The organism is Prauserella muralis, assembly GCF_003202285.1.
In the GTDB taxonomy this organism is placed as follows: domain Bacteria; phylum Actinomycetota; class Actinomycetes; order Mycobacteriales; family Pseudonocardiaceae; genus Prauserella_B; species Prauserella_B muralis.
The window spans coordinates 647997-666837 of record NZ_MASW01000001.1; the positions used below are offsets into that span (position 1 = coordinate 647997).

Genomic DNA, 18841 nt, shown 5'->3' on the forward strand with positions numbered 1-18841 from the left:
CGGGTGGACCCCACCGTGGCCGGTTGCGGCCACGGTGGGGACCGGTCGCGGGCACCGTCCTTAGTGTCCTGCCCAGGATGTGTCGCATCCGACGAGGAGGGGCGGGATCGTGACCGAAGACGGAGACCTGGGCGCCCTTGCCGGGCGATACGAGACCGACAACGGCCGTCGTGGACGCCATGCGCTGGTGCTGCTCCTGCTGGGACTGGTCGTCACCCCGGTGAGCGTGATCCTCGTGCTACCCGCCTACGGCAACTCGCTCGTCGGCGACGACGTCCTGCCGAGCGTCCTGCTGGGCTGCGGTGGCGGGCTGCTGCTCATGGGTGCATGGCAGGGTGTGCTGTTCCTGACACGCGCCGGTGAGGCATTCGAGCTGTACGAGCACGGCCTGGTCCAGGTCTACGGCGGCAAGCGCCGGGTGGCGAGGTGGGACGACGTCACCGGCATCACCGACAACGGCAAGGACACCGCGCTGGCCCGCGCCTTGGGCGGGAACGTGAACGTGCAGGTGAAACTCGCCCAGGGCCGCGGTGTGGTGATCACCGGCCTGACCGAGGACGCCGAGCACCTCGCGCTGGCGGTCCGGCGGGCGGTGGAGGACGGGGCCCGGCCGACACCGGCGTGACGTCCTGGTAGGCCACCAACGACGAAGGCGGGTCGAGCCCCGCCGCGCTCGGCGACCGGGATCATCGGCGACAATGGACGACGTGACCGCCACCCTGAGCAAGCCAGCACTCAAGATCGGCCCGTACGAGGTCGATCCGCCTGTCGTGCTCGCCCCGATGGCCGGGATCACCAACATCGCCTTCCGCAGGCTCTGCCGCGAGTACGGCGCAGGCCTCTACGTCTGCGAGATGATCACCGCCCGCGCCGTCGTGGAGCGCCACCCCGGCACGATGCACATGATGGCCTTCGACACGGGCGAGTACCCGCGCTCGATGCAGCTCTACGGCGTCGACCCGAAGACCATGCGCGAGGCCGTCAAGATCATCGTCGGCGAGGGGCTCGCCGACCACATCGACCAGAACTACGGCTGCCCGGTGGCCAAGGTGACCCGCAAGGGCGGCGGCGCGGCGCTGCCGTTCAAGCGCAGGCTCTTCGGTGACATCGTGCGCGCCTCCGTCGAGGCCGCCGAGCCCGCGGGCGTGCCGGTGACCGTGAAGTTCCGCGTCGGCATCGACGACGAGCACCACACCTACCTCGACGCGGGACGGATCGCCGAGGCCGAGGGTGCCGCCGCCGTCGCGTTGCACGCGCGCACCGCGGCCCAGCGCTACTCCGGCCAGGCCGACTGGACGCGGATCGCCCGCCTCAAGGAGGCCGTCACCACCATTCCGGTGCTCGGCAACGGCGACATCTTCACGGCCGACGACGCCCTGCGCATGGTGGCCGAAACCGGCTGCGACGGCGTCGTGGTGGGCCGCGGCTGCCTCGGAAGGCCGTGGCTGTTCGGCGAGCTGGAGGCCGCCTTCCAGGGCCGTCCCGTTCCCGAGGGGCCCAGCCTCGGCGAGGTCGCGCGCGTGCTGCGCAGGCACGCCGAGCTGCTCGTGGAGCACGACGGCCACAGCAAGGCGATGCGCGACCTGCGCAAGCACATGGCGTGGTACTTCATGGGCTTCCCGATCGGCTCCGAGCTGCGGCGTGCGTTCGCGATGGTGTCCTCGCTCGGTGAGCTGGACGAGCTGATCGCCAAGCTCGACCACGACGCGCCCTTCCCCGCCGACGCGCTCGGGCCCCGGGGCCGCCAGGGTTCGCCAGGCAAGGTCACCCTTCCGCACGGCTGGCTCGACGACCCCGACGACCCGTGCGTGCCCGAGGGCGCGGACGTCATGCACTCCGGCGGCTGAGCGGGCCGTATCGGAGGGCCACCCGTCCGGTGGGTCTCGTAGTCCAGTTGAGCGATATTCACTTTTGAGGCGTTCCCAGGGCTTCAGCACGCCCTCCCTCCAGACGACAACCCTTCCATCGAGGGCGGACGCGACGGAGGACAGACGTGGCGGTTGGCGACAGCCCGCGAGGCCGGCGGCACCCGGAGAACGACCATGACGTCACGGGGCTGCTCGCCGCGCACGAGTCACTCGCGAGCCGCTACGCCGAGCAGGGCGACTGGCGCCGTGCCTACGAGCATCTGCGCACCGCGCTCGACCTCACCAACGCCACCACTCGGCCTCCGATCCCCGAGCAGTACCGGGCGGAGGTCGAACGACTGCGCAGGGAACGCGCGCAGGCGAGGCAGGAGAGCCTGACCGACGCGCTGACCGCCACCTACAATCGGCGCTATCTCGACCACCGTCTCGCCGAACTCGGCTCGCCCGCCGTGGCGCTGGTCGACCTCGACCTGTTCAAGCACGTCAACGACCATTTCGGTCATCTGGTCGGCGACCAGGTGCTGCAACGGGTCGTGGCCCTGTTGCGCCAGAGCCTTCCGCCGGACGGCTTCTGCGCCCGCTACGGCGGCGAGGAGTTCGTGCTCGTCCTTCCCGGCGTGACGGCCGCCACCGCGGTGGCCATCACGGAGCGTGCACGCGCGCGGATCGCGGCGCACCCGTGGTCGCGCCTGCGGCCGGGCCTCACGGTGACGATCAGCGCCGGAGTCGTGCCACACGGCCGGTTTCCCGGCGAACCGCACGAGCAGTTGCTGGAGGCGGACTCCCTGCTCTACGCCGCCAAGCGAGCCGGGCGCAACGTCGTTGCCTACCGGGACTCCGGCCGGGTCCGGATGCTGCGCGCCGAACCGGCGCCGCGTGGCCCCGAGCCACCCGCGCAGAACACCGTCTGTGCCCAGGCAACTCGTCCAGGCACGTGACGCACTGGCCTGTCGATCCCTCACGGGTGGCCGGAAAAGTCGGACAGAACAACCCTGTGTAAAAAAGTCACGGCATGGTGTCGTCACGAACGGCGGATATCCGTACGATAACGAACGCTGTCCACAGGACGATCAAGGCAAGAGATTGAGCATGACCAAGGGACCCGTGTGCGAAGGGAGAGTGCGTGTCCGACGACCGCCACACTTCCGGCACGACGTCCCAGGCCGAGGAGTGGCGCGCCCGCGCCCAGCTCAACCGTAAGGTGGCCGAGCGCCGCCGCCGGCGTTCCCTCGACACGCACGGCGGCATCAGCGTTTCCGACGTCGTGGCCCGGCACACCGGGCAGCGCCCGCAGTTCGACACCGGCCAGCACGCGGCGCCGCCCGCTCCGCAGGCTCCACCCGCGCCGCAGGCCGCACCCCCCACGGCTCCGCCCCCGAAGCCCCCGCCGCGCGCGGCGGCCGACCCGGTGCCGGCACCGCCGCCCTCGGCGCGGCCGCGCAGGGCACCCGCCCCGCGCCGGGAGGAGCCGCCCGCTCCGCCACCCCGGCCACCGCAGGCACCGACCCGCCGAGAACCGATGGGGTCGGGGCCGTTTCCCCGGCAGGCGCCGCGTCCCCCGGCGGCGCCGCCGCCTCGCAGGCAACCCCCGCCCCCGCCTCCGGCCGCACCCCCGCCACAGGCCTCGCCCCGGCCCGAACCTCCGCGCGCGGAGCCGCCCCGTCCCGACGCCGTGCGCTCCGACCTGGTGCGGCCGGAGCCACCGCGGGTGCCGCCGCCGCGGCCCGAACGGCCGCGCCCGGAACGCCCCGAACCGCCTGCCGACGAGCCCACCCGCAACGTGGCCGCGGTGCTGGACGGCGGCCAGGAACGACCGAGGACGGCACCGCCTCCTGCGCCGAAGCGGCCCGCGCCGCCGCGGCCCCGGCGCCCCCTGCAGCCGCCCCCCGAGCGGTCGCCGGAAGACCGCCTCACGATGACCGACCAGATGGAGCCGGTCGACGACGCGACGATGTACCGGCGCAAGATCGACGACTCGCTGGCGCGGTTCTCGGCCGCACACGACGAGCTCGAAGCCGAGGAGAAGGAACGCAGGGCCCGCAAGGAACGGCTGGTCGCGAGGCTGGAGCAGACCAGGACGAAGCTGCAGCGCGTGGTCTCGGTCGCCGGCTCGGCCGTGGGCTCCAAGGACGGCACCGGCGAGGCCGGCGAGGGCGAACCGGAGGCCGAGCAGGCCGGTCCCGCCCCGCGGACCCGCCTGCAGGAGAAGAAGCAGCGGCGCAGCAAGCGGACGCTGTTCGCGGGCCGGATCACGGCGATCGTCATCGCCGTGCTGGTTTTCGTGGCCACGGGCGTCGCGTGGGGCGCCAAGACGTGGTTCAACTCGAAGTTCAACGAGATCGCCGCGCTGGACGAGAACTCGGCCGACATCCGCAACGCGGCAGGCCAGCTCGGCGACGAGAACTTCCTCATCGTCGGCTCGGACACCCGTGAGGGCGCCGAGCTGGAGGACAACGTCGGCGACGCCGACGGGATCCCGGGCGCGCGTTCGGACACCGTGATGCTGGCGCACGTGCCGAAGGACCGGCAGCGCGCCGTGGTCGTGTCCTTTCCCCGCGACCTGGAGATCAGCAGGCCCGCGTGTGAGCGCTGGGACTCCGGCACCGGCGAGTACGGCGAGATCGTCGAGGCGGCCGAGCAGGTCAAGCTCAACACCGCGTTCACCGTCGGCGGCCCCCGCTGTGTCACCAAGGTGATCCAGCAGCTGTCCGGGATGAAGATCAACCACTTCGTCGGCATCGACTTCCAGGGCTTCAAGGGCATGGTCGACGCCGTGGGCGGGGTTCCCGTGCACCTCGACGAGCCCATGCGCGACCAGGAGCTGGGCCTCATCGTCGCCGAGACCGGTGACGTCGTGCTGCGCGGCGACCAGGCGCTGAACTTCGTGCGCGCCCGCAAGGTCTACGGCGACCCCACGTTCTCCGACTACGGCCGCATGCAGCGCCAGCAGCAGTTCATGTCGTCGCTGCTGCGGACGACGATGTCGCGCAACGTGCTCTTCGACGTCGGCAAGCTGACCGACTTCGTCAACGCCTTCGCCGCCTCCACGTTCGGCGAGAACATCGGCGTGGACCAGCTGCTCACGCTCGCGCAGTCGATGCGCGGGCTCGATGCGGGCAACGTCGAGTTCATGACCGTGCCCACGGTCGGCGAGGCCAACGAACGGGGCAACGAGGTGCTGCTGGAACGCGAGACCAGGGACCTGTTCCACGCGCTCATCGAGAACACCCCGATGCCCGGCGAGGAGCCCGAGCAGAAGCCGCCGGGAGAGCCCAGCGAGAGCCCCGGCAGCGAGGACACCCAGCAGGCCGCGCCCGCGTAGGACACTTATCAGCCGTGGTTCACCCGCGGTTCACGTTGACGATGCGGCGACCACCCGGCCGGGGCCTTAAGGTGGCGGGTATGCGCGAGGCTTACCACGTCGAACTCGACAACCTGGCCGACAACCTGGCCCGGATGTCCAGCCAGGTCGCCGACGCCATGGAGCGGGCGACAAGGGCACTGCTGGATTCCGACCTCAAGCTGGCCGAGCAGGTGATCAGCGACGACAGCCTGGTCGACAACGCTCGCGCCGACAGCGAGGAGCAGGCGTACGCCCTGCTCGCACTCCAGGCGCCTGTGGCGACCGACCTGCGGATCGTGGTCGCCGCTCTGCACGCGGCCGAGAGCCTGGAGCGGATGGGTGATCTGGCACTGCACGTGGCCAAGGCCGCCCGCAGACGCCACCCCGACCCGGTGCTGCCCGCCGAGGTGCGCGACTACTTCGCCAGGATGGGAGAGGTCGACGTCCGGCTCGCCCGCAGGGCCGAGGACGTCATCCGCACCAAGGACGTCGAGGCGGCCCGCCGCATCGAGGCCGACGACGACGAGGTCGACGACATCCATCGGCACCTGTTCACGGTGATCATGGACAAGGACTGGCCCCACGGCGTCGCCGCGGCCGTCGACGTGACCCTGCTCGGCCGGTTCTACGAGCGCTATGCCGACCACGCGGTGTCGGTCGCGCGGCGGATGGTGTTCGTTGTCACAGGCCGGATGCCCGGCTACGGCGGCAGCGACTCCTAGCGGCAAACCGGTCGAAAAAGACAAAACGGGCGCCCGCGAACCCGGCAGGACACGTTCTGGATGGCCCCCGTCACACCGCAAGCCAACACACAGTCACGTCTCCGTTATGTCGCTGTGACGTCGATTTCTTGTCGGGCGTCGTTCATTTTTCGTTCATTCGTCCTGCCCTGCGGTGTCACGTCGCGCCCATAGCGTCCAGCCACGTGAGCATCCCCCAGCGGCGGCATCTGCCGACCGCGGAGAATCGGAAGAGGTTAACTGTGAAGCGTTCCACCCTGGGCCGCGTTCTCGCCCTCCCAGCGGCAGCCGCGCTCACCTTCGGCCTGGTCGCGTGCGGTTCCGCCAACGAGGGAGGCGGCAACGGCGACTCCGGTGAGGGCGGCGGCAGCGGCGGCGGTGTTTCGGGAACGATCTCGGGTGCCGGTGCCAGCTCCCAGGACGCCGCGCAGCAGGCCTGGCAGGCCGGCTTCCTCGGCAACAACCCCGACGCGACGGTCAACTACGACCCGAGCGGCTCCGGCGCGGGCCGTGAGCAGTTCGTCGCGGGCGGCGTGGACTTCGCCGGCAGCGACGCGTACCTGGACGAGGAGGAGCTGGCAGGCGCCAAGGAGCGGTGCGGCCAGGTCGTCGAGGTCCCTGCCTACGTCTCGCCGATCGCCGTCATCTTCAACCTCGAGGGCGTCGACCAGCTGAACCTCAAGCCGGCCACCATCGCCAAGATCTTCAACCAGAAGATCACGAAGTGGAACGACCCGGCCATCGCCGCGGACAACCCCGGCGTTCAGCTGCCCGACACGGCCATCACGCCGGTGAACCGCTCGGACGAGTCCGGCACCACCGAGAACTTCGTCGAGTACCTCAAGGCCGCCGCGCCGCAGGACTGGCCGCACGAGGTCAGCGGCGACTGGCCGGTGCAGGGCGGCGAGGCCGCGCAGGGCACCTCGGGCGTGGTGCAGGCGGTGAGCAACGGCAACGGCACCATCGGTTACGCCGACGCCAGCCAGGCGGGCGACCTCAGCACCGCCAAGGTCGGCGTGGGTGAGGAGTTCGTGCAGTACTCGCCGGAGGCGGCCGCCAAGGTGCTGGAGGTCTCCGAGCGCGTGCAGGGCCGTGGCGAGTACAGCTTCGCCTACGACCTGGCCCGTGACACCACCGAGGCGGGCACCTACCCGATCGTGCTCGTGTCCTACGAGCTGGCCTGCGCCAACTACGACGACGCGAACAAGGCCGAGCTGGTGAAGGCGTACTTCCAGTACATCATCAGCGAGGAGGGCCAGAAGGCCTCCGCCGAGTCCGCCGGTTCGGCGCCGATCTCCGACGCCCTGCGTCAGCAGATCCAGCCTGCCGTCGACGCCATCTCGGCCAAGGGCTGAGCTGACGACAACAGCGGTACAGAGTCCGGGTGGTCACCTGCTCAGGTGACCACCCGGACACCTGCGTTTGACGCGGGGCCGCAGTCAACACAGAAGGGAAGTAACCGTGGCCCTCAGCACCGAGAGGCCGAGCCCCCGACGGGTGCCACAACGGCCGGGGGACCGCATCTTCAGCGGCTTCTCCACCGGAGCCGGAGTGCTGATTCTCGTGGCGCTCGCCGGGGTGGCCGCGTTCCTGCTCGTCGAGGCATGGCCGTCGCTCACCGCTCCCGCAGAGGACATCTCCGGCGGCGAGGGCCTGGTGCTCTACGTGTGGCCGCTGCTGTTCGGCACGCTGATCTCGGCGGTGTTCGCGCTGGTGATCGCGGCGCCGCTCGCCGTGGCGATCGCCCTGTTCATCACCTACTACGCCCCGCGCAGGCTGGCGCAGGCGCTCGGCTACCTCATCGACCTGCTGGCCGCGGTGCCCAGCATCATCTACGGCCTGTGGGGCTTCCAGCAGCTGGCCCCGCTGACCGTGGACCCCACCACCTGGCTGTCGGAGAACCTGGGCTTCCTGCCGTTCTTCGCGGGCCCGCCCTCGGCCACCGGCCGCACGATGTTCGTCGCGATCATCGTGCTCGCGGTGATGATCCTGCCGATCATCACGGCGGTGGTCCGTGAGGCGTTCCGGCAGACGCCGCGCCTGCACGAGGAGGCCTCGCTCGCCCTCGGCGCCACCCGCTGGGAGATGATCCGGATGGCGGTGCTGCCGTTCGGCCGTTCCAGCATCGTCGGTGCCTCGATGCTGGGCCTCGGCCGCGCACTCGGCGAGACGATGGCCGTCGCGATCGTGCTGTCCGTCTCCGGCGGTGTGACGTTCAACCTCATCGGCAGCGGCAACCCGTCGACGATCGCGGCGAACATCGCCCTGCAGTTCCCCGAGTCCACCGGGCTGCAGGTGAACACGCTGATCGCCTCGGGTCTCGTCCTGTTCGCCATCACGCTGGTCGTGAACATGGCTGCCCGCGCGGTGATCAACCGGCGCAAGGAATTCTCGGGAGCCAACTGATGCCGACTCCGACGACCTCGACCCGCTCCGACACCGACCTCTACGCGCCGCTGTCGGGTGTTCCGCTGACGGCGGGGCAGCTGCCCCGGGGCGCGGCACCGCTGACCCTGCTCGCCGTGGTGCTCGCCGGCGTCGCGCTCTGGCTCAGCGGCTGGAACGCCGCCGCCTGCGCCGTCCTCGGCGCGATCACCTACACGCTCGTGGTCACCGTGTGGTCCCGCGTCGTGGAGGGCTCGCGCAAGGCCACCGACCGCCTCGTGACGGCGGTGGTGACGTGCGCGTTCCTGCTCGCGCTCCTGCCCCTGATCTCCGTGGTCATCACGGTGATCTCCAAGGGCCTCGCCCGCTTCGACGCCGAGTTCTTCACCTACTCGATGCGCGGCATCGTCGGCGAGGGCGGCGGCGCCTACCACGCCATCATGGGCACGCTCATCATCACCGGCCTCGCCACCGTGATCTCGGTGCCGGTCGGCATGCTGGCGGCCATCTACCTCGTCGAGTACGGCCGCGGCAAGCTCGCCAAGGCCATCACGTTCTTCGTCGACGTCATGACCGGCATCCCGTCGATCGTGGCGGGCCTGTTCGCCTACGCCCTGTTCGCGCTGTTCTTCGGACCGGGCGTGCGCATGGGCATCATGGGCGCCATCGCGCTGAGCGTGCTGATGATCCCGGTGGTCGTGCGCTCGACCGAGGAGATGCTCAAGCTCGTGCCCAACGAGCTGCGCGAGGCCTCCTACGCGCTGGCGGTGCCGAAATGGCGCACGATCGTGAAGGTGGTGTTGCCCACGGCACTTGCCGGGATCGCCACCGGGGTTACCCTGGCCATCGCGAGGGTCATCGGCGAGACCGCTCCGTTGCTGGTCACGGTCGGGATCACGTCGAGCGACAACTTCGACCCGTTCGACGGCCGGATGGCGACGCTGTCGGTGTTCGCCTACAACAGCTACGCCCATCCGGGCTTCCCGGCCGATGCCTTCACGGACCGGGCCTGGGCGGCGGCCCTGGTGCTCATCATCATCGTGATGGTGCTCAACCTGATCGCCCGGCTCATCTCCCGACTGTTCGCACCGAAGACCCGCGGGTAGCGGGGACACCTGGATAGGAAGTCACTGTGGCAAAGCGCATCGAGGTCAAGGACCTCGACATCTACTACGACAAGTTCCTCGCCGTGCAGGGCGTGTCGATGACGATCCAGCCACGGTCGGTCACCGCGCTGATCGGGCCTTCCGGCTGCGGCAAGTCCACGTTCCTGCGCACCCTCAACCGGATGCACGAGCTCGTGCCCGGCGCCAGGGTCGACGGCAAGGTCTTCATGGACGACCAGGACCTCTACGCCAACGGTGTCGACCCGGTGAAGGTGCGCAGCCAGATCGGCATGGTGTTCCAGCGGCCCAACCCGTTCCCCACCATGTCGATCTACGACAACGTCGCCGCGGGCCTCAAGCTCAACAGCAAGCGCCTGAAGCGCTCCGAGCTGGACGACATCGTGGAGCGCTCGCTGCGTGCGGCCAACCTCTGGGAGGAGGTCAAGGACCGGCTGCCCAAGCCGGGCTCGGGCCTCTCCGGTGGTCAGCAGCAGCGGCTCTGCATCGCCAGGGCGATCGCCGTCCAGCCCGACGTGCTGCTGATGGACGAGCCGTGCTCCGCGCTCGACCCGATCTCCACCCAGGCGATCGAGGACCTCATGCTGGAGCTCAAGGAGCGCTACACCATCGTCATCGTCACCCACAACATGCAGCAGGCGGCGCGCGTCAGCGACGTCACCGGCTTCTTCAACCTGCGGGGCGTGGGCCAGCCGGGTGAGCTGGTGGAGATCGACGAGACCACGAAGATCTTCTCCACGCCGAGCAAGAAGGCCACGGAGGACTACATCTCCGGCCGCTTCGGCTGAGGTACCCGCGCACCGGCTTCCCCAATGCCACATTTGTTCCACTGAACGGAGCGAATGCGGCATTCGCTCCGTTCAGTGGAGCGAATGCCGCATTGGGGAGCTTCTGGCCCGGCGCTCGCGCACGAGGATGGCGCAGGCAACGCCAAGGCCCGCCACCGTGAGCGCCGCACCGGCGAGATAGATCGAACGCACGCCCGGCCCGCCGATGAGGCGGCCGCCGAGCCAGCCGGCGAACGCGGCGGCGAGCTGGAACCCGGACGCGTTGACCGCCACGGCCAGCGTGGGCGCACCGACCGCCGTGGCCAGCACCCGCGTCTGCATTCCCGGGATGACGGCGAACGCGAGCGATCCCACGGCGAACGTCAGCAGGGCGGCCGAGACCCGGCTGCCTCCCGCGAACCACGCCAGCGCCAGCACGCAGGCCAGCGCGCCGAGCAGCCAGACCAGCGAGGGCAGCAGTGCCCGGTCGGCGAGCCACCCGCCGAGGAAGTTGCCCAGCACGGCGCCAGCGCCGTAGACCAGCAGCAGCGCCGGCACCGCGCCCGCCGCGTACCCGCCGACCTCGGTGAGCAGCGGCGCGAGGTAGCTGAACACGGTCATGACCCCCACGTTGCCCACGGCGGTGAGGGTGATGGCCAGCCACACGTCGCGGTTTCCGAACACTCGCAGCTCATCCCGCACCGGCCCCGCCGCGACCGCGGGCAGATCCGGCACGAAGCGCAGCAGGAGCAGCAGGGCCACGGCGATCACCGCGGCCAGTGCCGCGAAGGTCGCCCGCCAGCCGAGGTGCTGGCCGACCACGGTGCCCATCGGGGCGCCCAGCACGATGCCGAGGTTCAGGCCCACCGTCACCCTGGCGACCGCGGAGGCCTGCCTGCCCTGCGGCGCCATCGCCGCGGCCGTCGCGATCGCCAGCGCGAAGAACGTGGCCACGACCAGCCCGGCCCCGAACCGGGTCGCCAGCAGCACGGCGTGTCCCGGCGCGACGGCCGATGCCCCGTTGGCCAGCACCGACGCCGTCACGAGCCCGGCCATGAGCGGCTTGCGGGGCAGCCTCGCGGTGAGCACGGTGACCACCGGCCCGCCGACGATCATGCCGAGTGCGTAGGCGGTGACCAGCAGACCCGCGTCCGGAACGGACACCCCGAGACCGGACGCCACGTCCGGCAGGATGCCCGCGACCACGAACTCACCGGTGGTGAACCCGAAGACGACGAGCATCAGCGCGAAGATCGGAAAGGACATGGACCGATCGTCGGCGTACGCTTACCGACGTACAAGTACCCACTTCAAAGTGGGGTACTTACCGAAAGGTGAGTGGTATGGCCACGCGCAGGTGCCAGGTGTTCGTCTCGGGGCTCGATGCCGCGATCGACGTGGTGGGCGGCAAGTGGAAGGTGCTCATCCTCTGGACGCTCGGCCAGGGGACGATGCGATTCGGAGAGCTCAAGCGTGCGCTCGACGGCGTCAGCGAGAAGATGCTGATCCAGCACCTGCGGGAGCTGGAACAGGACGAGATCGTGCATCGCGAGGCCCACCACGGTGTGCCACCCAAGGTGGAGTACTCCCTGACCGACGTCGGCGGCACGCTGATCGAGGCGCTGCGGCCGCTCGGCGACTGGGGTTGCGCGCACAAGGAGCGCCTGGAGAGCCTCAGGGCGGCCGAGGGGTGAACCGGTCTCACGCCCTGGCGTACTGGACGTCCACCTCGCGCGGGGCGAAGCCCAGCTTGCGGTACACCGCCACCGCCGGGGCGTTGTCGCCCTCGACGTAGAGGATCACCTGGCGCAGTCCGCGCTCGCGCAGGTGGCGCAGCCCGGCCAGCGTCAGCGCCCTGCCCAGTCCGCCGCCCTGGGCGCCCGGGTCCACGCCGACGACATAGACCTCGCCCACCCGTCGTCCACCGCCACCCGCCACGGAGGCGCCTCGCGCCGCTGTGTCGTCCATGGGCCGGCCCCCGAAGCGCTCCGGGTTCGGCGGGTGCACCTTCGTCCAGTGAAAGCCGATCACCTGGCCCTCGGCGTTCTCGGCGAGGAAGAAGCCGTCCGGGTCGAACCAGCTCTCCCGCTCGGCCTCGCGCAGCTGCTCGACGCTGAACGCGCCCTGCTCGGGATGCCAGTCGAACGCGCGCGCGTTGACGGCGATCACCGCCTCCTCGTCGCGGCCGGGGACGAACGTGCGCAGCGTGACCCCCTCGGGCAGCGCCGGCTCGGGCCAGTCGGCACCCTCGACGGCCACGTGCATCACCAGCAGCTCCCGGACCCTGCTCAGGCCCGACCGTGCGGCGATGCGCGCCGCGGCCGGGTGGTCGCCGTGCGCCCACACCCGGACGTCGGGCTTCGCCACGGCCAGCAGCTCGCCCGCCAGCTGCGCTCCGTGGCCGCGCCGCCGGTGCCGCGGGTGCACGATCAGCTCGGCGACCTGCCTGCCGAACGCGTCGCCTGCCGTGTCCAGGTGTGCGTATCCGGCAAGGTCGTCGCCCGCGTAGCCGAGCAGGTGCGACCCGCCCGCGAACTCACCGGGCAGCGGGCCGTCCGGCTCGATCTCCGGACGGCCGTCCGAGGCCCGTGCCGCCTGCAACAGCGCGCGCACCTGTTCGGTACGCGCGCTGTCGAGTACGTCCGCCCACACCGTGTTCAGCATGGGCCCGACACTACGTCACCGCGTGGAGAACTCGTTCGCCTCGAACGACTCCGGCACGACGGGGGTGCCGCCCTTCGTCGGGCCGCCGGCCTTGGCGGGCCGCTCGAACTTGTAGCCGACGTTGCGGACGGTGCCGATCATCTGCTCGTGCTCGGGGCCCAGCTTGGCGCGCAGGCGCCGGACGTGCACGTCGACCGTGCGGGTGCCGCCGAAGAAGTCGTAGCCCCACACCTCCTGCAGCAGCTGGGCGCGGGTGAACACCCGGCCCGCGTGCTGCGCGAGGTACTTGAGCAGCTCGAACTCCTTGTAGGTCAGCTCGAGGGTGCGCTTGCGCAGCCGTGCCGTGTAGGTGGCCTCGTCGATCACCAGGTCGCCGACACGCAGCTCCGCGTCCACCTGCGTCGCCGCGCCGTCCCTGGTGGTGGCGAGCCGCAGCCGGGCGTCCACCTCGGCCGGGCCCGCGGAGGGCAGCAGGATGTCGTCGGTGCGCCACTCCGCGCTGACGGCCACGAGGCCGCCCTCGCCGACCACGGCGATCACGGGGGTCGCGGCCTCCTCGTCGCCCGCCCCCTTGAGCAGCCTGCACAGACTCTTCGCCGAGGCGAGATCGGAGCGGGCGTCCAGCAGGATCACGTCGCGATGTCCCGCGTCGAGCAGCGCGGTAACCTCGGGCGCGCGAACGCGCACCGTGTGAGGCAGCAGGTCCAGGGCGGGCAACACCGAGGTCGCATCGGATTCCGGGGTGAGTACCAGCAGGTCCAGGCTCATGGCCACCGCCTCACAGAGTTCAGATCGCCTCAGGTCCAGGCTGGGCAGGTCCTGAATGAGAATAGCGGGTGAACTCGTGAGAGTCCTCACCGTGAAATCGGCATCACACGAGGTCGCGGGCTTCGCGGGGGAGCGGTAACGCTGAGTTGACAGAACGGATGCGATTGTGAGCACTGCTGTGACGGACACCTCCCGGCCCACGGGACGCAAGCGCGGCCGGCGCCTGCGCAGGCTCGTCATCGTCCTCGCCGTGCTGCTCGGGCTGCTGGTCGCGGCCGATTTCGGCGTGGCGGCGTTCGCCGAGCACACCGTGTCGCAGAAGGCCCGCGAGCAGCTCGGCCTCGCCCAGGACCCCGCGGTGACGATCCACGGCTTCCCGTTCACCACGCAGGCGCTGGCGGGCGAGTACGACCACATCACCGTCTCGGCCAACGGGGTGCCCGTCGAGGACCTGCTGGACGACGTGACCATCAGGGCGGAGCTACGCAACGTCACCGCACCCCTGTCCGACCTCACCTCCGGCAACGTCGACGCGATCACCATCGGCGACCTTGAGGGCCAGGTGACCCTCAAGGCCAGCGACATCGCCGACGTGCCGCCGCTGACCAACATCGAGGACCTGCGCATCGAGCCGTCGAGTGAGTCCTACGTCCGCAACGGAGAGGGCACCGGCGAGGGCTCCGAGGGCTCCGACGGTTCCGGCGACTCGGGCGACTCCGGTGGCTCCGGCGCCGACAGCGGCAGCGGGGACAGCGGGGACAGCAACTCCCAGCAGGAGCAGCAGGACGACTCCACGGCAGGCGTCCGGCTCTCCGGCAAGGTGCAGATCGCGGGCGAGAAGATCGAGATCTTCGCCTTCGCCATGATCGAGCTCGAGGGCTCCACCATCCGGATCACGCCGCATCGGCTGCAGTTCGGGAATGACCAGGAGACCACGGTCGTTCCGCGAGAGGTGCAGCGTGCACTCCTGCCCAACTTCGAGGCGGACATCAACACCGGCGGCCTGCCGTTCACGGTGACCCCGACGGCGGTGCGGGTGGAGTCCGGCTCGATCACCATGAAGGGCGAGGCGACGAACGTCACGTTCTCCGGAACGTCGGCGGGAAACCAGTGAGGTAACGGCGGTGACGGGACTCTGGGTGCTGGTGGCCACGGTCGTGGCGGCACTGGCCGCGGGTGCGGTGCTGTACGCCCGCAACGGCCGGATCCGCCCCGCCCGGCCCGGCGACACCGGCACCGCCGGGGGCCAGGGACCCGCCCTGCCCGAGCCGGTCGCGGCCGCGCTGGCACCCGGCACCGTCACCCTCGTGCAGATCTCCACCACCTTCTGCGCGCCGTGCAGGCACACGAGGGCGGTGCTCGGTCCACTGGCCGCGCGCACCGAAGGGCTCGATCACGTCGATCTGGACGTCACGCACCAGCCCGAGGTGGCGCACGCGCTCGGCGTGCTGCGGACACCCACCACCATCGCGTTCTCCGAGCACGGCCGCGAGCTGCTGCGGGTGAGCGGCGTGCCGAAGCCCGCCGAGCTGCTCGGCGCCCTCGAACCGCACCTCGTCCCACGGGCTGAACGCGGTTCCCACTCTGAGGGAGGCTGAGTACCCTGGGCGCCGTGGACAGCCTGCCTGCACACTTCCTGACCCAGCGGCGCGCGGTCGATCTGTGCCGCGTGCGCAGCAGCCTGTGTCCGTCCTGCCGCTAGTCCCGGCATGACGCCCGCGCAGCTGTTGGAGGAGTGAGATGTCAGCAGGAGCACCGGTGGACCCACGCGGCCCCCGTTTCGCGGCCGCGGTGACCTCGGTCGTGCTGGCCGTGGTGCTGGTCACCGGCTGGTGGCCACTGCTCGCGGCGCAGACCGTGGTCTTCGCCATCGGCGCGTTCGTCGGGCTGCGGCCCGCCCCCTACTCCGTCCTCTACCGGTTGCTCGTCGCGCCGAGGCTGGGGCCTCCCACCGAGCGTGAGGACGCGGCGCCGCTGCGGTTCGCGCAGGCGGTCGGCTTCGTCTTCGCGCTGGCCGGCACGGTCGGCTACGCCGCCGGGCTGACCACGCTCGGCGTCGTCGCGACGGCGTTCGCGCTGTTCGCGGCCCTGCTCAACGCCGTGTTCAATTTCTGCCTCGGCTGCGAGATGTACCTGCTCATCAAGCGGTTCACCCCTCGCGCCGAACAAGCATCCTGAGTAACACCCTTCGCCAACCACGAGAGAAAGAGAGTGCAGCTCGATGAGCCGTGAAGACGTCCTGGTCACGACGCAGTGGGCAGAGGACAACCTGGACACCCCCGGCGTGGTCTTCGCCGAGGTCGACGAGGACACCACCGCCTACGACGGCGGGCACATCCGTGGCGCCGTGAAGATCGACTGGAAGAACGAGCTGCAGGACCCGGTGCGCCGCGACTTCGTCGACAAGGCCGGCTTCGAGGCGCTGCTCTCGGAGAAGGGCATCGGGAACGACGACCTGGTGGTGCTCTACGGCGGCAACAACAACTGGTTCGCGGCGTACGCGTACTGGTACTTCAAGCTCTACGGCCACGACAAGGTGAAGCTGCTCGACGGCGGCCGCAAGAAGTGGGAGCTCGACGGCCGCGAGCTGACCACCGAGGAGCCGAAGCGCGAGCGCACCAGCTACCAGGCCAAGGAGCAGGACCTGGCCCTGCGCGCGTTCCGCGACGAGGTCGTCGACGCCATCAACACCAAGAACCTGGTGGACGTGCGCTCGCCCGACGAGTTCGCGGGCAAGCTGCTCGCCCCCGCCCACCTGCCGCAGGAGTCCGCGCAGCGGGCGGGCCACATCCCGAGCGCGGTGAACGTGCCGTGGTCGAAGGCGGCCAACGAGGACGGCACCTTCAAGTCCTCCGAGGAGCTCAAGGAGCTCTACGAGGAGGCCGGCCTGGACACCTCCAAGCCCACCATCGCCTACTGCCGCATCGGCGAGCGCTCGAGCCACACCTGGTTCGCGCTGCACGAGCTGATCGGCCTGCAGGACGTCAAGAACTACGACGGTTCGTGGACGGAGTACGGCTCGCTGGTCGGCGTGCCGATCGAGACGGGAGCGAAGTGATGAGTGACGGATGCGGCGCGCCCGCGCAGACGGCGGTGTCGGCTGACGAGGACACCAAGGGCCAGGTCGTGGTGGCGGGCAAGGTGACGGGCGGCGACGGTCCGCTCGGCGGCGCCTACGTGCGCCTGCTCAACGCCGACGGCGAGTTCGCGGGCGAGGTCCAGGCCTCGGCCGAGGGCGACTTCCGCTTCTACGCGGCGCCGGGCACGTGGACCGTGCGCGCCCTGCACCGCACCGGCAACGGTGAGGCCTCGGTGAGCGCCGACGGCCCCGGCGTGCACCAGGTCGCCATCGCCGTCGCCTGACAACCCCGGCGGCGCCTGTCCCGAGAACGGCCCGTCACCGGCGTCCGGCGCCGGTGACGGGCCGTTCGTGGCCTGGGGCGGTGACCGCGCTCACGGCGCTCACCCTGCGGCCAGCCCGCTGAGCAGCGCGGGGTTATCCTTCGGCCGTGGAGATTCTGTTTACGACGTTGCTGGTGCTGGCCATCGTCGGCGTCACCTGGTTCGGCGGCTACGTGGTCTACCGGCTGTACTCCGACCAGCGCTGAGACCGATGACCGAGAGCGGCGACGAAGCCATCCGGCTCGCGGCGGAGCGGGCCGAGACCACGGCCAAGCGCAACATCCCGCAGCTGCCCGACCTGCCGATCCCCGGCGACACGGCCAACCTGCGGGAGGGCCCGAACCTCAACGACGCCTGCCTGGCGCTGCTGCCGCTCGTCGGCGTGTGGCGCGGCGAGGGCGAGATCAGCTACCCGACGATCGACGGGCCCTTCCGGTTCGCGCAGCAGGTGACGATCTCCCACGACGGCAGGCCCTTCCTCTACCACGAAGCCCGTTCCTGGCTGCTCGACGAGGACGGCGCCGTGATCCGTCCCGCCGCCAGGGAGACCGGCTGGTGGCGGCCGCAGCCGGACGACACCATCGAGCTGCTGCTCTGCCACTCCAGCGGCGTCCTCGAGATGTTCTACGGCAAGCCCCGGAGCCAGACGGCGTGGGAGCTCGGCACCGACGCGGTGGTGCGCACGGCCTCGGCCAAGGAGGTCACCGCCGCCCAGCGCCTGTACGGCATCGTGAACAACGGCGACCTCGGCTACGTCGAGGAACGCGCCATGGTGGGCCAGCCGATGACCCCGCACGCCTCGGCCCTGCTCCACCGCGTCGTCGGCTGAGCCGCTGCCGAGCCCAAGGGCACCGTCGGTACCTGTCGCGTACCCGCGGTGCCCTTCGGCTCGCCCGCCGGCGGCTAGGTTCGCGCGTACTCCGCGTCGTAGGCCTGCGCCAGTTCGGCATGCAGGCCGGTGGAGTCGGGCAGGCGGTTGCCGTCCAGCGTGTGCACGCGGGTCAGCTTGCGCACCGACGAGGACAGGAACAGGCCGTCGGCCTTGTCCAGCTCCTCCACGGTCAGCGGCTCGATCTTCGTCGCCCACCCCGCACGCTCGGCGGCGCGGAACACCGCCCGCTGCGTGGTGCCCGGCAGGATGCCGATGGCGGGCGGCGGCGTGTACAGCGTGCGGCCCCGCGCCAGGATGACGTTGGACGTCGGCCCCTCCAGCACCGAGCCGTCGGTGGCCGTGAAGATCACGTCGGCCGCGCCGCGCCGGGCCGCCTCGCGCACCCCGGCCATGTTCACCGCGTACGACAGCGACTTGGCGCCCAGCAGCAGCCACGGCGCCCTCGCCGCCAGGTCCGGCTCGATGCCGCGCTCCAGGGTGATCGCAGCGATGCCCTCGGCGCGGGCCCGCTTGACCTTCTCGTCGATCTCCATGCCCAGCGCGAACCCGGTGGGCCGGGCCTCCGGGTCGCCCTCGATGCCGCGCGTGTAGACGAGCTTGAGCGCCAGCTCCGGCGAACCCCGCCAGTTGTCGATCACGATCTGGGCCACCCGCTCCCACGCGGCGCGGTCCGGCTCCGGCAGGTCCAGCATGGCCGCGGAGCGGGCCAGCCGGTCCAGGTGCGGGCCCAGCTCCCTCGGGACGCCGTCGGCGACGAGGACGGTCTCAAAGATGCCGTCCCCGCGCATGAGTCCGAGGTCGTCGACGCGGATGTGGGGCTGGTCGGGATCGGCGAGGGTGCCGTCGAGGAAAGCAAGCACGCGCATGTGCTCACCGTACTCACCGGCA

21 protein-coding genes are annotated in these 18841 nt (G+C 70.6%); 17 read left to right on the forward strand and 4 right to left on the reverse strand.

Annotated elements, in window-relative coordinates:
* Positions 1–109 precede the first annotated feature (109 nt).
* From BAY60_RS03975 to pstB, 9 genes are all read left to right on the forward strand, one after another.
* Positions 110–625, forward strand: a complete 516-nt coding sequence (locus BAY60_RS03975; RefSeq protein WP_112279439.1) for a hypothetical protein — start codon at positions 110–112, stop codon at positions 623–625.
* 73 nt (positions 626–698) lie between these two features.
* A complete protein-coding gene (dusB, locus tag BAY60_RS03980; RefSeq protein ID WP_211330178.1) occupies positions 699–1847 on the forward strand; it encodes a tRNA dihydrouridine synthase DusB in 1149 nt (382 codons plus the stop codon).
* A 146-nt stretch (positions 1848–1993) separates the two neighbouring features.
* A complete protein-coding gene (locus BAY60_RS03985; RefSeq protein ID WP_112279440.1) occupies positions 1994–2806 on the forward strand; it encodes a GGDEF domain-containing protein in 813 nt (270 codons plus the stop codon).
* 185 nt (positions 2807–2991) lie between these two features.
* Positions 2992–5190, forward strand: a complete 2199-nt coding sequence (locus BAY60_RS38465) for an LCP family protein (RefSeq protein ID WP_342769744.1) — start codon at positions 2992–2994, stop codon at positions 5188–5190.
* A gap of 80 nt (positions 5191–5270) precedes the next feature.
* A complete protein-coding gene (gene phoU / locus BAY60_RS03995; RefSeq protein ID WP_112279441.1) occupies positions 5271–5933 on the forward strand; it encodes a phosphate signaling complex protein PhoU in 663 nt (220 codons plus the stop codon).
* Between the two features lie 260 nt (positions 5934–6193).
* Positions 6194–7306 carry a phosphate ABC transporter substrate-binding protein PstS gene (gene pstS / locus BAY60_RS04000; protein ID WP_112279442.1) on the forward strand — a complete coding sequence of 371 codons (1113 nt, stop codon included), beginning with the start codon at positions 6194–6196 and terminating at the stop codon, positions 7304–7306.
* Between the two features lie 106 nt (positions 7307–7412).
* Positions 7413–8357 (forward strand): phosphate ABC transporter permease subunit PstC, encoded by a 945-nt coding sequence (gene pstC, locus BAY60_RS04005; protein WP_112279443.1) that lies wholly within the window; start codon positions 7413–7415, stop codon positions 8355–8357.
* The gene (gene pstA, locus BAY60_RS04010; RefSeq protein WP_112279444.1) at positions 8357–9442 is read left to right on the forward strand and encodes a phosphate ABC transporter permease PstA; all 1086 of its coding nucleotides are present in this window, start codon (positions 8357–8359) and stop codon (positions 9440–9442) included. Before pstC ends, pstA begins: the two co-directional genes overlap by 1 nt.
* Before the next feature lie 26 nt (positions 9443–9468).
* Positions 9469–10248, forward strand: a complete 780-nt coding sequence (gene pstB / locus BAY60_RS04015; RefSeq protein WP_112279445.1) for a phosphate ABC transporter ATP-binding protein PstB — start codon at positions 9469–9471, stop codon at positions 10246–10248.
* A gap of 72 nt (positions 10249–10320) precedes the next feature.
* On the opposite strand, the gene BAY60_RS04020 is transcribed toward pstB, so the two are convergent.
* Entirely contained in the window at positions 10321–11493 is a 1173-nt protein-coding gene (locus BAY60_RS04020) for an MFS transporter (RefSeq protein ID WP_112279446.1), read from the reverse strand.
* 77 nt (positions 11494–11570) lie between these two features.
* Between BAY60_RS04020 and BAY60_RS04025 the strand changes: the two genes are divergently transcribed.
* Positions 11571–11921, forward strand: a complete 351-nt coding sequence (locus BAY60_RS04025; RefSeq protein WP_112279447.1) for a winged helix-turn-helix transcriptional regulator — start codon at positions 11571–11573, stop codon at positions 11919–11921.
* Between the two features lie 7 nt (positions 11922–11928).
* Here the strand turns inward: BAY60_RS04025 and mshD are convergent, their stop codons facing one another.
* Together mshD and BAY60_RS04035 are read right to left on the reverse strand one after the other, a co-directional pair.
* Positions 11929–12891, reverse strand: a complete 963-nt coding sequence (gene mshD, locus BAY60_RS04030; RefSeq protein WP_112279448.1) for a mycothiol synthase — start codon at positions 12889–12891, stop codon at positions 11929–11931.
* A 15-nt stretch (positions 12892–12906) separates the two neighbouring features.
* Complete coding sequence (locus tag BAY60_RS04035; protein WP_112279449.1) at positions 12907–13659, reverse strand: winged helix-turn-helix transcriptional regulator; 753 nt, start codon at positions 13657–13659, stop codon at positions 12907–12909.
* Positions 13660–13882: 223 nt separating this feature from the next.
* Between BAY60_RS04035 and BAY60_RS04040 the strand changes: the two genes are divergently transcribed.
* The 7 genes from BAY60_RS04040 (at position 13883) to BAY60_RS04065 (ending at position 17890) form a co-directional block, all read left to right on the forward strand.
* The gene (locus BAY60_RS04040) at positions 13883–14773 is read left to right on the forward strand and encodes an LmeA family phospholipid-binding protein (RefSeq protein ID WP_112280698.1); all 891 of its coding nucleotides are present in this window, start codon (positions 13883–13885) and stop codon (positions 14771–14773) included.
* A gap of 10 nt (positions 14774–14783) precedes the next feature.
* The gene (locus BAY60_RS04045) at positions 14784–15257 is read left to right on the forward strand and encodes a TlpA family protein disulfide reductase (RefSeq protein WP_112279450.1); all 474 of its coding nucleotides are present in this window, start codon (positions 14784–14786) and stop codon (positions 15255–15257) included.
* Positions 15258–15271: 14 nt separating this feature from the next.
* The gene (locus BAY60_RS38570) at positions 15272–15361 is read left to right on the forward strand and encodes a putative leader peptide (protein WP_425466441.1); all 90 of its coding nucleotides are present in this window, start codon (positions 15272–15274) and stop codon (positions 15359–15361) included.
* Between the two features lie 38 nt (positions 15362–15399).
* On the forward strand, positions 15400–15837 hold the full coding sequence (locus tag BAY60_RS04050; protein WP_112279451.1) for a DUF4395 domain-containing protein: 438 nt from the start codon (positions 15400–15402) through the stop codon (positions 15835–15837).
* Positions 15838–15880: 43 nt separating this feature from the next.
* On the forward strand, positions 15881–16717 hold the full coding sequence (locus BAY60_RS04055; RefSeq protein WP_112279452.1) for a sulfurtransferase: 837 nt from the start codon (positions 15881–15883) through the stop codon (positions 16715–16717).
* Positions 16717–17022 carry a DUF1416 domain-containing protein gene (locus tag BAY60_RS04060; protein ID WP_112279453.1) on the forward strand — a complete coding sequence of 102 codons (306 nt, stop codon included), beginning with the start codon at positions 16717–16719 and terminating at the stop codon, positions 17020–17022. Before BAY60_RS04055 ends, BAY60_RS04060 begins: the two co-directional genes overlap by 1 nt.
* A gap of 250 nt (positions 17023–17272) precedes the next feature.
* Positions 17273–17890 carry a heme-binding beta-barrel domain-containing protein gene (locus tag BAY60_RS04065; RefSeq protein ID WP_112279454.1) on the forward strand — a complete coding sequence of 206 codons (618 nt, stop codon included), beginning with the start codon at positions 17273–17275 and terminating at the stop codon, positions 17888–17890.
* 74 nt (positions 17891–17964) lie between these two features.
* On the opposite strand, the gene BAY60_RS04070 is transcribed toward BAY60_RS04065, so the two are convergent.
* On the reverse strand, positions 17965–18819 hold the full coding sequence (locus BAY60_RS04070; protein ID WP_112279455.1) for an aminodeoxychorismate lyase: 855 nt from the start codon (positions 18817–18819) through the stop codon (positions 17965–17967).
* Positions 18820–18841 lie beyond the last annotated feature (22 nt).